Origin of the sequence: Campylobacter concisus (assembly GCF_001891085.1) — a bacterium.
GTDB classification, from domain to species: Bacteria; Campylobacterota; Campylobacteria; order Campylobacterales; family Campylobacteraceae; genus Campylobacter_A; species Campylobacter_A concisus_O.
In genome coordinates this window covers 16,562-30,310 of record NZ_JXUP01000012.1, presented here as the reverse complement: position 1 = coordinate 30,310, position 13,749 = coordinate 16,562, and the positions used below count along the sequence as shown (strand labels likewise).

The 13,749-nt window shown below is 38.6% G+C and carries 16 protein-coding genes and 1 tRNA gene; 14 read left to right on the top strand and 3 right to left on the bottom strand.

Going from position 1 to position 13,749, the window contains the following annotated elements; genetic code table 11:
- Nucleotides 1–26: 26 nt before the first annotated feature.
- The 3 genes from TH67_RS09630 to TH67_RS09620 are packed head-to-tail and all read left to right on the top strand — an operon-like array spanning nucleotide 27 to nucleotide 3,786.
- The gene (locus tag TH67_RS09630; RefSeq protein WP_072595373.1) at nucleotides 27–737 is read left to right on the top strand and encodes an MlaA family lipoprotein; all 711 of its coding nucleotides are present in this window, start codon (nucleotides 27–29) and stop codon (nucleotides 735–737) included.
- A 2-nt stretch (nucleotides 738–739) separates the two neighbouring features.
- Nucleotides 740–1,342, top strand: a complete 603-nt coding sequence (locus TH67_RS09625) for a Tgt2/MlaC family protein (protein ID WP_072595372.1) — start codon at nucleotides 740–742, stop codon at nucleotides 1,340–1,342.
- Nucleotides 1,342–3,786, top strand: a complete 2,445-nt coding sequence (locus tag TH67_RS09620) for an efflux RND transporter permease subunit (protein WP_072595371.1) — start codon at nucleotides 1,342–1,344, stop codon at nucleotides 3,784–3,786. Before TH67_RS09625 ends, TH67_RS09620 begins: the two co-directional genes overlap by 1 nt.
- 7 nt (nucleotides 3,787–3,793) lie before the next feature.
- On the opposite strand, the gene TH67_RS09615 is transcribed toward TH67_RS09620, so the two are convergent.
- Entirely contained in the window at nucleotides 3,794–4,369 is a 576-nt protein-coding gene (locus tag TH67_RS09615) for a BON domain-containing protein (RefSeq protein ID WP_072595370.1), read from the bottom strand.
- Nucleotides 4,370–4,445: 76 nt separating this feature from the next.
- Here TH67_RS09615 and TH67_RS10425 point away from each other — a divergent pair.
- Nucleotides 4,446–4,543, top strand: a tRNA-Sec gene (locus TH67_RS10425).
- A 6-nt stretch (nucleotides 4,544–4,549) separates the two neighbouring features.
- On the opposite strand, the gene TH67_RS09610 is transcribed toward TH67_RS10425, so the two are convergent.
- Both TH67_RS09610 and modA read right to left on the bottom strand, forming a co-directional pair.
- Complete coding sequence (locus tag TH67_RS09610) at nucleotides 4,550–5,209, bottom strand: molybdate ABC transporter permease subunit (protein WP_072595369.1); 660 nt, start codon at nucleotides 5,207–5,209, stop codon at nucleotides 4,550–4,552.
- Nucleotides 5,210–5,217: 8 nt separating this feature from the next.
- Complete coding sequence (gene modA, locus TH67_RS09605; protein WP_072595368.1) at nucleotides 5,218–5,916, bottom strand: molybdate ABC transporter substrate-binding protein; 699 nt, start codon at nucleotides 5,914–5,916, stop codon at nucleotides 5,218–5,220.
- Nucleotides 5,917–6,040: 124 nt separating this feature from the next.
- On the opposite strand from modA, the gene TH67_RS09600 reads away from it, so the two are divergent.
- The 10 genes from TH67_RS09600 to TH67_RS09555 all read left to right on the top strand — a co-directional run bounded on the left by TH67_RS09600 (nucleotide 6,041) and on the right by TH67_RS09555 (nucleotide 13,683).
- Nucleotides 6,041–7,129 (top strand): nicotinate phosphoribosyltransferase, encoded by a 1,089-nt coding sequence (locus TH67_RS09600; RefSeq protein ID WP_072595367.1) that lies wholly within the window; start codon nucleotides 6,041–6,043, stop codon nucleotides 7,127–7,129.
- An 8-nt stretch (nucleotides 7,130–7,137) separates the two neighbouring features.
- On the top strand, nucleotides 7,138–7,635 hold the full coding sequence (locus TH67_RS09595; protein ID WP_072595366.1) for a chemotaxis protein: 498 nt from the start codon (nucleotides 7,138–7,140) through the stop codon (nucleotides 7,633–7,635).
- 55 nt (nucleotides 7,636–7,690) lie between these two features.
- A complete protein-coding gene (locus TH67_RS09590; protein ID WP_072595365.1) occupies nucleotides 7,691–8,563 on the top strand; it encodes a menaquinone biosynthesis family protein in 873 nt (290 codons plus the stop codon).
- On the top strand, nucleotides 8,560–8,829 hold the full coding sequence (fliQ, locus tag TH67_RS09585; protein ID WP_223154533.1) for a flagellar biosynthesis protein FliQ: 270 nt from the start codon (nucleotides 8,560–8,562) through the stop codon (nucleotides 8,827–8,829). The genes TH67_RS09590 and fliQ overlap by 4 nt, the downstream gene beginning before the upstream one ends.
- On the top strand, nucleotides 8,826–9,623 hold the full coding sequence (locus TH67_RS09580) for a UDP-N-acetylmuramate dehydrogenase (RefSeq protein WP_072595363.1): 798 nt from the start codon (nucleotides 8,826–8,828) through the stop codon (nucleotides 9,621–9,623). The genes fliQ and TH67_RS09580 overlap by 4 nt, the downstream gene beginning before the upstream one ends.
- Before the next feature lie 8 nt (nucleotides 9,624–9,631).
- Entirely contained in the window at nucleotides 9,632–10,120 is a 489-nt protein-coding gene (locus TH67_RS09575) for an addiction module antitoxin (RefSeq protein ID WP_072595362.1), read from the top strand.
- Nucleotides 10,121–10,182: 62 nt separating this feature from the next.
- Nucleotides 10,183–11,280, top strand: coding sequence for a recombinase RecA (gene recA / locus TH67_RS09570; RefSeq protein ID WP_072595361.1), 1,098 nt, complete (start codon nucleotides 10,183–10,185; stop codon nucleotides 11,278–11,280).
- A complete protein-coding gene (gene eno / locus TH67_RS09565; RefSeq protein ID WP_072595360.1) occupies nucleotides 11,280–12,530 on the top strand; it encodes a phosphopyruvate hydratase in 1,251 nt (416 codons plus the stop codon). The genes recA and eno overlap by 1 nt, the downstream gene beginning before the upstream one ends.
- Nucleotides 12,527–12,817: a septum formation initiator gene (locus tag TH67_RS09560; RefSeq protein WP_072595359.1), complete on the top strand. Its 291-nt coding sequence runs from the start codon at nucleotides 12,527–12,529 to the stop codon at nucleotides 12,815–12,817. The genes eno and TH67_RS09560 overlap by 4 nt, the downstream gene beginning before the upstream one ends.
- Nucleotides 12,818–12,822: 5 nt before the next feature.
- The gene (locus TH67_RS09555; protein WP_072595358.1) at nucleotides 12,823–13,683 is read left to right on the top strand and encodes an AMIN domain-containing protein; all 861 of its coding nucleotides are present in this window, start codon (nucleotides 12,823–12,825) and stop codon (nucleotides 13,681–13,683) included.
- The last annotated feature ends 66 nt before the right edge of the window (nucleotides 13,684–13,749 follow it).

The following is a 13,749-nucleotide window of genomic DNA, read 5'->3' as shown; positions in this document are numbered from 1 at the left end:
TTTTATAAATAAAAATAAGGCTTAGTATGAAATTTTTGCTTTCTATCTTTTTTAGTTTGCTTTTAGCCTGTGCTAATACGGACATAAATACGAATAGCGAAAGCGACGAATTTGATATTGAATTTGAAGCAAAAAAAGATGTTTTTGACCCGCTTAGTGGTTACAATAGAATGATGACACATGCAAATGACTTTATCTATGTAAATATGCTAACTCCGGTGGCAAAAGGCTATGCCTATGTTGTACCAAAAACAGCTAGAACAATGGTTTCAAATTTCTTTGACAACTTGCTTTTCCCGGTTCGCTTTGTAAATAACTTACTTCAGTTTAAATTTCAAAACGCTGGCGAAGAGACATTGAGATTTTTAGCAAATACGATAATAGGCTTTGGCGGACTAACAGACGGAGCAAAATACTACAATCTAAAACCTCACGATGAAGATTTTGGACAAACGCTTGGATATTGGGGGCTTGGCAGCGGTTTTCATATCGTTTGGCCACTTATTGGACCATCAAATTTAAGAGATACTGGTGGCATGGTCGGAGATTATTTTGCTGATCCTATTAGCTACGTTGATCCTATACTTTTATCAACTGGTATCAAGTCATATAGAGCGTTTAATAGCTTTTCACAAGATCCAACTGCTTATGAAAAACTAAGAAAAGATGCTATTGATCTTTATCCATTTTTACGCGATGCTTACGAGCAAAGACGCGATAAGCTTATCAAGGAGTAAATATGAAAATTTTAAAAATTCTAACTATGATTTTACTTTTTACAAATAGCCTTTTTGCTATTTCAAAAGAGCAGATCAAACCTGAAGTAGAGATGAAAACAACAAAGGTTATTGAAATTTTAAAAGATACAAATTTAGACAATAATGCAAAGACAAAAGAAATTTTTGCTCTTCTTGATCCATTTTTTGACTATAAACAAATGGCAAAGATTAGCCTTGGTAAACGTTACAACAGCCTAAGTAGCGATGAGCAGACTAAATTTGACGCAGCATTTGAGCAAAAACTAAAAAGCTCATACATAGATAAACTTTTAGGATACAAAGATCAAGAGATACGTATAACTGGCGAGAGCGAACCTCAAAAAAATAGATATTGGCTCACATCTGAGCTCATAAATGATGGCAAGAGCTACGAATTTGTCTATAAATTTTATGACACTAAAGAGCGTGGTTGGCTCATTTACGATCTTGATATCGTTGGTGTAAGCATCCTTCAAACTTATAGAAGTCAGTTTGGTGATGTGCTAAATAACGCTGATTTCAATACTCTTTTACAAAAGCTAAACGAAGCTGTTTTGCCTGATCAAAATAAAACCAATCCTTAATGCGACAAATTTTTAAATTTATCATTGCTAAAAATAAGCTTATTATTGCTCTAATTTTAGCTTTAAGCGTAGTTTTTGGCTATCTTAGCACTAAGCTTAGCGTTGATGCGTCAGCTGAAACGCTGCTGCTTGAGCATGATCCTGACTTAAAAGCTTATAGGGAGATAGCCAAACGCTACGACTCACCCGGATTTTTAGTGGTTGCTTTTACCCCAAAAGATGATCTTTTTTCACCTAAAAATTTAGAACTTATCAAAAATTTAGGCGATGAACTAGCTAAAAACGATATGGTAAATAGCGTCATCTCTATAATAAATATTCCGCTTTTAAATAGTGTAAAAGGCGGGATTACTGGTATCTTAGATCATACTCCAACGCTGCAAGATAAAGATATAAATATTTCAAAAGCAAAGCTTGAGTTTGCCAAAAGCCCGATTTACAGCGGAAATTTGATAAGCAAAGATCTAAAAACCACAGCGATTGCTCTAAATTTAAAACAAGATGAGAAATTTAACGAGCTTGTAAATGAGAGAAATTTACTTAGCCAAAAAGAGTCAAACGGCACTATCACACAAGCTGAGCGACTTAAGCTAGAGGCTCTTGCCTATGAGTTTAAAGCCTACCGAGATGAGCTTAGAAAAAGTGATCACGAAAACCTTGAGTCCATAAAAGCAACCATAGCTAAATTTAATGCAAATGACGAGCTATTTTTAGGCGGTGCAAATATGATCGCCGATGATATGATAGGCTTTATAAAAAGTGATCTTTTGGTCTATGGATTAAGCGTACTTGCTCTTCTTAGCTTTAGTTTATGGCTATTTTTCAGGCAGGTTAGATGGATAGTTTTGCCGATGTTTATATGTGCTGTAAGTGCCATTTTTACGACCGGAATTTTTGGTATATTTGACTGGGAAGTGACGGTCATTAGCTCAAACTACATCGCACTTCAGCTCATCATTACCATTTCAACTGTGATTCATCTTGTCGTTAGCTACCGAGAATTTTACGCAAAGCATCCAAAATATAGCCAAAATCAGCTAATTTATCTAACGCTTCGCGATAAATTCTCTCCATCTTTTTGGGCGATATTTACCACAGTTATTGGCTTTAGCTCACTCATGAGTGCTGACATAAAGCCAGTTATCATGCTTGGCATTATGATGAGCACTGGCATTAGCGTTTCGCTTGTGCTTGCGTTTTTGCTATTTGGCGCGATAAATGTAAATTTAGAAAAATTAGCTCCCATTAGAACCTTTGAAAATAGCTTTAAATTTACAAAATACTGCGCAAATTTAGCCCTAAACTCAAGAAAGATTATTTATATAGTTTGTGCGCTAGTTGTCTGTTTTGGCGTTTATGGTATCAGCAAGATAAAGGTTGAAAATAGCTTCATTGGCTACTTTAAAGAAAGCACAGAAATTCGCCAAGGAATGCAAGTTATTGATACCAAACTTGGCGGCACGATACCAGTTGATGTGATAGTGAAATTTAAAGAACAAAAACAAGATAAAAATGCTGAACAAGATGAGTTTGAAAATGAGTTTGAAAGCAATGCCAAGGATGCGAAATACTGGTTTAATAGCTATCACACAAGGGTTGCTGAGAAGATTCACGACTATTTAAAAGAGCAAAAATTTGTCGGACATGTAAGCTCGCTAGCAACCCTTATAAAAGCCATAAAAGAGCTAAATAACGGTGCGAGTGATGATTTTTTACTGGCTGCGATGTATGAGAAATTGCCACAAAATTATAGAAACATCTTATTAAGTCCTTATGTGAGCGTTGAAGATGACGAGCTTAGATTTAGTATAAGGATCGTCGATAGCGACTCCGAGCTTAGACGAAATTTATTTCTAAAGGAGCTTAGAGAAGGGCTAGCACAGCTTACTAAAAATGACAATGTAAGCATAGAAGTTGCCGGAATGATGGTGCTTTATAACAATATGCTTCAAAATTTACTTAGCTCACAAGTTGATACTTTTGGGCTAACCGTCGCTATACTTTTTGTCATATTTTGCTTTATTTTTAGAAGTATAAAGCTAGCAACCATTGCGATAGTTTCAAATTTAACCCCACTTTGCACGCTCTTTGGCGTGATGGGATTTTTTGGCATTCCGCTTGATGTGATGAGTATCACAATCGCAGCCATTAGTATTGGTATCGGTGTTGATGATATCATTCACTACATCCACCGCTTTAAAGAAGAAATGCTTACAAAAAGCGTTTTTGAGAGTATTAAAGTCGCACACGCAAGCATCGGATATGCGATGTATTACACATCATTCACTATTTTTCTTGGCTTTAGCGTGATGATAACTAGCAATTTTATTCCAACTATATATTTTGGCCTACTAACCGATCTTGTTATGGTTTTTATGCTTCTTGGCGCGCTAATCATCTTACCAAGCCTAATAGCAAGCTTTGTAAAGAAGAGCGATATTTGAGCTAAATTTATTTGATAACTTTGATGAACGAGTAGACATCGGCCACGCTGTCAATGTGTTTAGCGTACCAAATAGCATGTTTTTCTTGCTCGATGCTATCAACTACGCCGCTAAATACAACATCACAGCCAACTATGCTAACACGCACATTTGTGCCCTCAACTATACTATCTTTAAAAAGATTTTGCTTTAAGTTTGCAAGAATTTTTAGACTATCGCATGGATACTCTGGCTTTTTGATACGAAGATAGGTATAAATTTTCCGCACTCCATCTGTGCTTTTGGCTAATTCTACTAGCTTATCTTCAAGCTCTTTGCTATCAACGAGTCCGATAAGATAAGCATCTCCGTAAAAAACCTCTATCTCGATATCAATATTACTAAGACCTTTTGAAAATAAAATTTTGCTTTGCAATTTGCTTTGTATAAATTTATCTCTTGTGATCGAGTAAATACCACGTTTATCGCGTGAAATAGAGTACGCATCATAGACATTTAGTGGCGCGGTTGCTGGGGTTAGTACTGAAGAGCAAGAGAAAAAAAATAGAGCCAAAAATGCAAAAACGCTAAATTTTAAAATCAGAAATCCTTTTGTAATTTCAAAAAAGTTTATATAAAATGGGCTAAAATTTATCTAAATCTGCTAAAATAACGCGCACGGAGGATAAAGTAATCTGGTGATGCTCACGGGCTTCAAACCCGATGACTGGGCGGTTGACCGTCTGGTGGGGAGTTCGATTCTCTCATCCTCTCGCCACTCACTTTAAATTTTACTTTTATCAAGCAAATTTATAATCCCAAACAAAATAAAACTTAACACAACCAAAACAAGGCTTAAAACTAGTGCTTCATCGCTTTTACCATCGTATACGGCATTATAAATGGCAAGCGAGATAGTGTCGGTTTTTCCTATTATATTTCCGCCAAGTATAAGTGTTATGCCAACCTCGCCAAGCCCACGCGAGATCGCTAAGATAAAAGCCGCTGCTACGCTTTTTGCAACACATGGAAAAAGCACAAAAATAGCTGTTTGAAATTTATCTTTTCCAAGGCTATATGCTGCTTCACTTAGGCTCTTTGGAAGTGAGCCAAGAGCAGAAGCGACAGGCTTTACAAATAGTGGCAAAGAAGCTATAAAAGCAGCTAACACAAGAGCCTTAAAACTAAAAATAATCTCTAAATTTAAAGCCTTGCCGACGATGCCATTTTTACCAAGCAGATAAAGCAGTAAAAATCCAGTAGCAATGGGCGGAAAGATGAGTGGAAAAGTTACGATCATCTCTAAAATAGCTCTAAATTTAGCCTTACTAAAAGCTAAATAATAAGCCAAAGCCAGCCCAAAAATGATAAGCAAAGCCCCTTGGCACAAAACGACCTTTACACTTAAAAATAGCGGATCAAACAGCCAAGAGAGCTCTTGCAAATTTAGCCTTATCTTATGCCAAATTTAGTGTAAATTTCTTTTGATCTCTCACTTTTTAACTCATTTAAAAATTTCTCACAATCAGCCTTTTTGTCGCATCCTTCAAGCTTTGCAGCTACGATGTTTGCTGGAGCATAAAGGGTTTTGTCTATCAAGATAGAACTACCAAATTCGTCTTTGTGTGCGTTTAGTTCGGTCTGGTTGATAAATCCTGCCTCAACTTCGCCATTTAATATATAAGTAACGACTTGTGGCACGCCAGCAACTGCTAAAATTTTATCTTTTAGCTCGCCACTTAAATTTGCTTTTTGCATAAATTCATTCGCTCTTTTGCCATAAACTGTCTTTACTGCATCTGGCATAGCGATCTTAGAAAGAGTTTTTAGCTCATCAACTTTTTCAATTTTCACACCTTTTTTAGTAGCTAGCACCAAAGCGCCTGAGCCTAAATTTACATACTCAGCGATCTTTAGATCAGACTTTTTCAAAAAGTCTTCATCGCCCACGATCACGTCAGTTTTGCTCTCTTTTGCCTGAGCCATGATAGCTGTGATGTTTGCAAAAGAAGTGTCGATATTTACGCCATCTTTTTTGAGATTTTGCGCGACTGCTTCGACTATCTTTTTATATCCACCGCCTGCACTTACTAGCAAATTTTCATTGCCAAATGCAAAAATTGCAACCATTAGAAGTAAGAACTTTTTCATATTTTTCCTTTAAAAGTAAAATTTCAAGATTTTATAAAATATACTCTTATACATTCTTAAAATATATTTTTATAATTTTCACTTTTCTACCAAAATGCTATAATCACACCAAAAAAGGACAAATATGAACGAACTTGAGCTAAAGTTGCAAGGCAAGATAGATAGGCTAACAGATAAGACTTTTAAGCTAGATCCAAGGATCGGCGAGGGCTACTTTACTGCGAAATATTTTCTAAAAGTAAATGAGATAATTAAGCAAAACCTGCCAGATCAGCATGTGACGATGCAGTTTTTTCAAAGGCGTGATGATATCGTGCTTTGCGGCATTGACGAAGTTTTAGCCGTCATCAATAAATTTGCCAAAGACCCAAGTGAGCTTGAAATTTATGCGCTTAATGATGGCGATATCATAAACGCAAATGAGCCAGTTTTAAAAATAAGCGGCAAGTATGAAAATTTTGGCTTTTTAGAAAATGTGATCGATGCGACGCTTACTAGAAGAAGCTGCGTAGCGACAAACTCAAGAGACGTGATAAGAGCGGCAAATGGCAAGGTGGTCTTTAGTATGGCGGATAGGCAAGATGACATCTGCACGCAACCAGGCGACGGCTATGCATCATTTGTAGGCGGCATCAAAAAGGTCGCCACAGATGCTCAGGGCGAGCTTACGGGGCTAAAGGGTGGCGGCACCATGCCTCACGCACTCATTCAAATGTGCGGTGGGGATATAGTAAAAGCCTCAGAAATTTATGCTAAAACCTTTAAAAATGAGAAGATCACGGCCTTGGTTGATTATAACAACGACGTGATCACAGACGCACTAAAGGCTGCAAATGCCCTAAAAGAAAGGCTTGGCGCGGTTAGAGTCGATACTAGTAAAAATTTGATAGATAAGTATTTTGAGGACAAAGATACAAGTAAATTTGACCCACATGGCGTTTGCAAGGAGCTTATATTTGCTCTAAGAGAGGCGCTTGATAAAGCTGGCTTTAAATACGTTAAAATCGTAGTTAGCTCAGGCTTTAGCCCTAAAATTATAAAAGAATTTGAAGCTTATAATACGCCGGTTGATACTTATGGCGTGGGAAGTTATCTTGTTAAAAATGACATTTGTGGCTTTACAGGCGATCTAGTCGAGCTAAATGGCAAAGATGAGGCTAAATTTGGTAGGCAAAATTTTGCCTCAGATAGGCTAAAGAGAGTGAAATTTTAAGAGAAAAGATGAAATTTATAAAAATTTTAATGTTTCTGTCACTTTTGCTGACTACTTGCACCGCTGCAAACTACGCTAAGGCCTTTGAAAAGGTTGGCATCCTTGAAGACGGAGTTTATCGCTTTAGTCAAAATGGCCTCGGCGTTAAAAAAGATCTGCTTGTAAAGGTGATCTCGGTTCAAAACGCGGACAGCTCGCGCAAAAAGATCATCTCCATGCTAAATATCTCTAAAAATTCTAAAATTACGGACTTTAAAACAAGCGATGCAGGCGTGATAGTCTGGCCATTTTACGAGTTTGAAGGCAAATTTATAACGACAATAATCGTTGAAAATATAAAAAAAGAAGATAGCGATCAAAAACTGATTAAGATGCTTGAACTTAAGCATCCATTTTACTCAACGCTCCAAGCTCGAAGAAAAGGTGCCAAAGACGCCATAGACGTGAAATACGTGCTAAATTTCAAAGAGGCAAAGCTGGTAAAATCGTTTCAAAACCGCCCTTAAAACTTTATTTTAAATAAATTTCATTAAAATGGCGTAATCAAAAAAAGGATCATCTTTGCACAATCTAAAAACCATAAACGTCGCTCACTCGCCAGACGCTGACGATATTTTCATGTATGCTGCGGTCAAATTTGGCTGGGTTGGTAGTAAAAATTTAGCCTTCACATCAAAGGTGCTTGATATAGAAACGCTAAACGAAGAGGCGCTAAAAGGCACTTATGAGGCAACGGCGATCAGCTTTGCACTCTATCCAAAAATTTGCGATGAATTTGCACTTTTACGCTGCGCGGTGAGCTTTGGCAATGGATATGGCCCAAAGCTTATCAAGCTAAAAGATAAGCAGCTAAAGCGAAATTTCAAGGTCGCGCTATCTGGCAAAAACACGACAAATGCCCTGCTCTTTCGCATAGCCTACCCAGAGGCAAGGATCGTTTATAAAAATTTCCTTGAGATCGAAAATGCCGTGCTTAGCGGCGAGGTCGATGCTGGGGTGCTCATACATGAAAGTATCTTAAATTTCTCAGACAAGCTCTGCGTCGAGCGTGAAATTTGGGACATTTGGAGCGAGCTAAACGGCGAAAATTTACCGCTTCCACTTGGCGGCATGGCGCTTAGACGAAGTCTACCGATAACTGATGCAATCGAGTGCGAGAGAGTGCTTAGCGAGGCCGTTAGGATCGCCACTTCGCACAAGCCATTTTTATCTCACATGCTAATGGAGCGAAACCTCATCAGAGTTGGCAAAGATGAGCTTAAAGCATATCTAAATTTATACGCAAATGACGAGTCAATAAGCATGAACGAAACTCAGTTAAAAGCGCTAAATAAGCTCTATCAAATAGGCTACGAAAAAGGCTTTTTTGAAAAGCCAATCGACGTAAACGACTACCTTATACCTACTGAGTACAACGAAGTAAGGTTTAGCTGATGCAAAGTACGCTTGTCTCGCTTGGAGTTGAAACTTTTAAGATCGCCCTTTATATAAGCCTTCCGATGCTGCTAAGCGGCCTAATCGCAGGTCTTATCATCTCCATCTTTCAAGCGACCACGCAGATAAACGAAACTACGCTAAGCTTCGTGCCAAAAATTTTGCTAGTTGTCGTTGTCATCATATTTTTGATGCCTTGGATGATCTCGATGATGGTTGAATTTACTACTCGCATGTTTGAGTTTATACCGGAATTTATCCAGTGACAAGGCTCATTGACTTTTCTAAATTTACTTCAGTTAGAATCGGTGGCATGCATGAAATTTTCGAGGTAAATAGCCTTGAAGATTTAAATTCAGCCGAGTTTTTAGGCGCTGTGATGATAGGCGGAGGCAATAACCTTCTTATCTCGCCAAATCCTCCAAAAATGGCAATACTTGGCAAGAGTTTTGACTATATAAATTTAGAACGCTTAGGCGATAAAATCCATCTTGAGATAGGCGCTGCGACAAAATCTGCCAAAATTTACAACTTCGCTAAACAAAATAACATAGCTAGCCTCGAGTTTTTAAAAAATATCCCTGGCACGCTTGGCGGACTTATAAAAATGAACGCCGGGCTGCTTAAATTTAGCATAAGCGATAATCTCACGCATGTGCGTCTGGCTCGTGGCTGGGTTAGCAAAGACGAGATAAGCTTTAGCTACCGTCACAGCGGCATAGACGAGGCTATTTTGGGGGCTAAATTTGAGCTTTGTAATGGCTTTGATACGAGCATTTCTGAGACCATAAGTGCAAAAAGGGCAAACCAGCCAAAAGGGGCTAGTTTTGGCAGCTGCTTTGTAAATCCAGAGGGCCACTTTGCAGGGGCAATGCTAGAGGCAGTTGGACTAAAAGGATACGCTATCGGCGGAGCGAAATTTAGCGAAGAGCACGCAAATTTTTTGATAAATTTTAACCACGCAAGCTTTGAAGACGCCACTAGCCTTATAAATTTGGCTAGAGCTAGAGTTTTAGATAAATTTGGCGTAGAGCTTAAGACTGAAGTTTGCATTTTATAAGGATGATGATGAGTGAGTTTTTGAGCGAAGTTTTTACCCTTTCACTTTTGTTTATAGCTATCGGTTTTTACGCCATTTATAGGGCTAAAAAGGCACAAAGCGAGCATGAGAAAAATATGGCTAGTTATGATAAAAACTTGCTAAATTTTGCCAAAATTTTGGGTGTAAAAGATCACATCGACCTAGTTAAATTTGATGAAATTTTGGCCCAGGCCTTAAAAGAAAAACTAATTTTTAAATTTAATAAATCTACCTCGCAAGAGGAGTTTATCTCTTTTATAAAAGATGAAAATTTCAAAACCAAACCCCAAATTTTGCAAAACAGTATCGATGAAGCTTTTTTAAACCTTTGCGCAAGCTCACTTGTAGAGCCGCTTAAGCTAGCGATACTAAAAAACGAAGATCAAATTTATGGATTTTTGTTTGAAAAAGAGCAGCTTTTTGCTCTTATTGATAGCGCTGCACTGCTTGGCGAAAATATTATAATTTGCGAGTAAATCAAGTAAAATTCATCTCTTTTTAGATAAAATCAAGCCAAATTTCAACTATAAGGTAAAAAATGGCAAAAGAAAAAGATAGTGACAAAAAGATAGCTATCCCAGAGAGCGAAGCGGACAAGAAAAAGGCGCTTGAGCTTGCGCTAAAGCAGATCGATAAAGCTTTTGGCAAAGGCACGCTTTTAAGACTTGGCGACAAAGAGGTTGAGGCTATCGAGTCGATACCGACTGGCTCGCTAGGGCTTGATCTGGCTCTTGGCATAGGCGGCGTCCCAAAAGGTAGGATCATCGAGATCTACGGACCAGAGAGCTCTGGTAAGACCACGCTCACACTTCACATCATCGCTGAAGCGCAAAAAGCTGGTGGAATTTGTGCATTTGTTGATGCAGAGCACGCACTAGATGTAAAATACGCTTCAAATTTAGGCGTAAATACCGACAACCTTTATGTCTCTCAACCAGACTTTGGCGAGCAGGCACTTGAGATCGTTGAGACGCTTGCAAGAAGTGGCGCGATCGATCTTATCGTGGTTGATAGCGTCGCTGCTCTTACTCCAAAGAGCGAGATAGATGGTGACATGGGCGATCAGCACGTTGGTTTGCAGGCAAGACTAATGAGTCAGGCACTTAGAAAGCTAACTGGAATTTTAAGCAAGATGAAGACAACTGTTATCTTCATCAACCAAATTCGTATGAAGATCGGTATGATGGGATATGGCACACCAGAGACCACAACTGGCGGTAATGCGCTTAAATTTTACTCATCTGTAAGAATCGATGTTAGAAAAATAGCCACACTTAAACAAAATGACGAGCCTATCGGCAACCGCACAAAAGCAAAAGTGGTTAAAAACAAGGTCGCGCCTCCATTTAAAGTGGCTGAATTTGACATCATGTTTGGCGAGGGTGTGAGCAAAGAGGGCGAGATCATCGACTATGGCGTAAAGCTCGACATTATCGACAAATCAGGCGCGTGGTTTAGCTACAAGGCCGAAAAACTAGGTCAAGGTAGAGAAAACGCCAAAGCCTATCTAAAAGAGCACCCAGAAATTTCTGATGAGATAGTAGCGGCGATCAAAGGCTCAATGGGGATCGATCACCTAATAAGCAGCGGCACAAAAGACGAAGACGACGACACAAACGAAGCAGGAGATGAATAATGGTATTTATTGAAGATGTAGAAGCTCACGAGGTTTTAGACAGCAGAGGCAACCCAACAGTTCGTGCGACAGTTAGACTAAGTGATGGAACCGAGGCGAGTGCGATCGTACCAAGTGGCGCAAGCACTGGCAAGCGTGAGGCGCTTGAGCTTCGTGACAAAGACGAGAGATACGCTGGCAAGGGCGTTTTAAAAGCTGTTTCAAACGTAAATGAAAAGATCGCTGAGGCGATAATCGGCCTTGATGCTTACAACCAAAGAGCAGTTGATGATGAGATGCTTGAGCTTGATGGCACGCACAACTACTCAAATTTAGGCGCAAACGCAGTCCTTGGCGTATCTATGGCGGTAGCTCGCGCAGCTGCAAAGAGCCTAAATGTCCCGCTTTATCGCTACCTTGGCGGTGCAAATGCTAGCATCTTACCAGTGCCGATGTTTAACATAATAAATGGCGGCGCACACGCAAATAACAGCGTTGATTTTCAAGAATTTATGATAATGCCATTTGGTTTTAGCACATTTAGCGAGGCGCTAAGAGCTGCAACTGAAATTTATCACAAGCTAAAATCTATCCTAAACGCAGCTGGACACAGCACGGCTGTCGGCGATGAGGGTGGCTTTGCTCCAAATTTAAAAGATAACGAAGAGCCGCTAAAGCTCATCTCACAAGCTGTAAAAGAGGCTGGATATGAGCTAGGCAACCAGATAAAACTAGCACTTGACGTCGCTTCAAGCGAGCTTTATAAAGACGGCAAATACGAGCTTGAGGGCAAGAAATTTAGCAGCGACGAGCTTATTAGCTACTATGAAAAACTTTGCGAAAAATATCCGATATTTTCTATCGAAGATGGCCTTAGCGAGGACGACTGGAGCGGCTGGGCTGAGCTTACAAAAAGGCTTGGTAGCAAGGTGCAGCTAGTTGGCGATGATCTTTTTGTCACAAATGAGAAAATTTTACGCGAAGGCATTGAGAAAAATATCGCAAATGCGATCCTCATCAAGCCAAATCAAATAGGCTCAGTCACGCAAACTATGCAAACTGTCCGCCTTGCTCAAAGAAATGGATATCGCTGCATAATAAGTCATAGAAGCGGCGAGAGCGAAGATGCGTTCATCGCTGACTTCGCAGTTGCTCTAAACACTGGCGAGATAAAGACAGGTGCAACTTCAAGAAGCGAGCGTAATGCAAAATACAACCGCTTACTTGAGATCGAGCTTGAGGCTGGAGAGTTTTTGGGGGATAATATTTGAGCGAAATTTTAGACGAATATGGCAGCACCGATGGCATATTTCATAAAATTGTAAAATATATTAGACCAACATTACGATATGTCATAGCCACAATTTGTGTGGCTATGTTTGCCTTTTATGTAGGTAACATGATGTTTGGCAAACGCTCACTTGATGTTATGCTAAGTCTTCAGAGTAAAAAAGATAGACTTAGCGAGGACGTGGAAATTTTAAAAAAAATGAACGCGCGCCTGCAAAAAGATTATTTTGAATTACAAGGCCTTGAGCCAGACTTTAATAAAAAGTAGGAATGATGAAAAAAATTTGGTTAGTTTTATCTATATTTGCAGCAAGCGTCTTTGCTAGAGAGAACCCATTTATGCCTATTAGCGAGCTAAATACAAGCGTTATGACAACAAATATCATAGAAAAATTTGATAGATTTGATTCTCTTTCGTTTAAATTTCCAAGCGATGCGGCACTTTTACTAGATGTCACTATAAGATATAGAGCAAATGACGGTACTATAAAGGAAAAAAGGCTAGCCGATATAAATAAAACTATCGATTACAGCGATGAATTTGCTTTAAATAAGGTAAAAAATCCAGAACCAGTCGTGGCAAAAAAGCTAGATGTTTCAGTCACAATGGCAAATATGCCTAGCCAAAAAGTAAGCACTCCCGTGATAATAGAAAAAAATGAAACTAAAATTTCAAATAAAGATAGAAACAAAACTTCAGATATGCCAACTCCAAGTGTTGTAGTGATCGATCTTAGCACAGACAAAGCAAAAGAAACTAACATAAAACCTGAACAAAAGGTGGTCGAGATAAAGATTGAGCCCACTACAAAGCCAGTTGATAGTGTCAAAAATGGAAAAGATGTTAAATTTCTAGGTTTTATAAGCTTTCTAGCCAACGACAAAGAGCTAAAAATCGCTACAAAAGCTAAAAATTTAAAGCATTTTACTTATGAGAAAAATAAGATCGTTCTTGACTTTGCAAGGTCGCCAAGAAGCTTTAAAACTAAGAGCTTAAAACTCGAAAATGAATATTTTAAAAATGTAATCATAGGCTGGCATGATAGATATTTCAGAGTGGTTTTAGAGCTTGATAAGATGCATAAATATAAGATTGAAGCCGCTGAAAATGGATATTTGCTTAAGCTTTTATAGTTTTTGAATTTTATTTCATAAAATTTCAAATATAATACTTTTCAAAATAAAGATTTAAGGTTATTG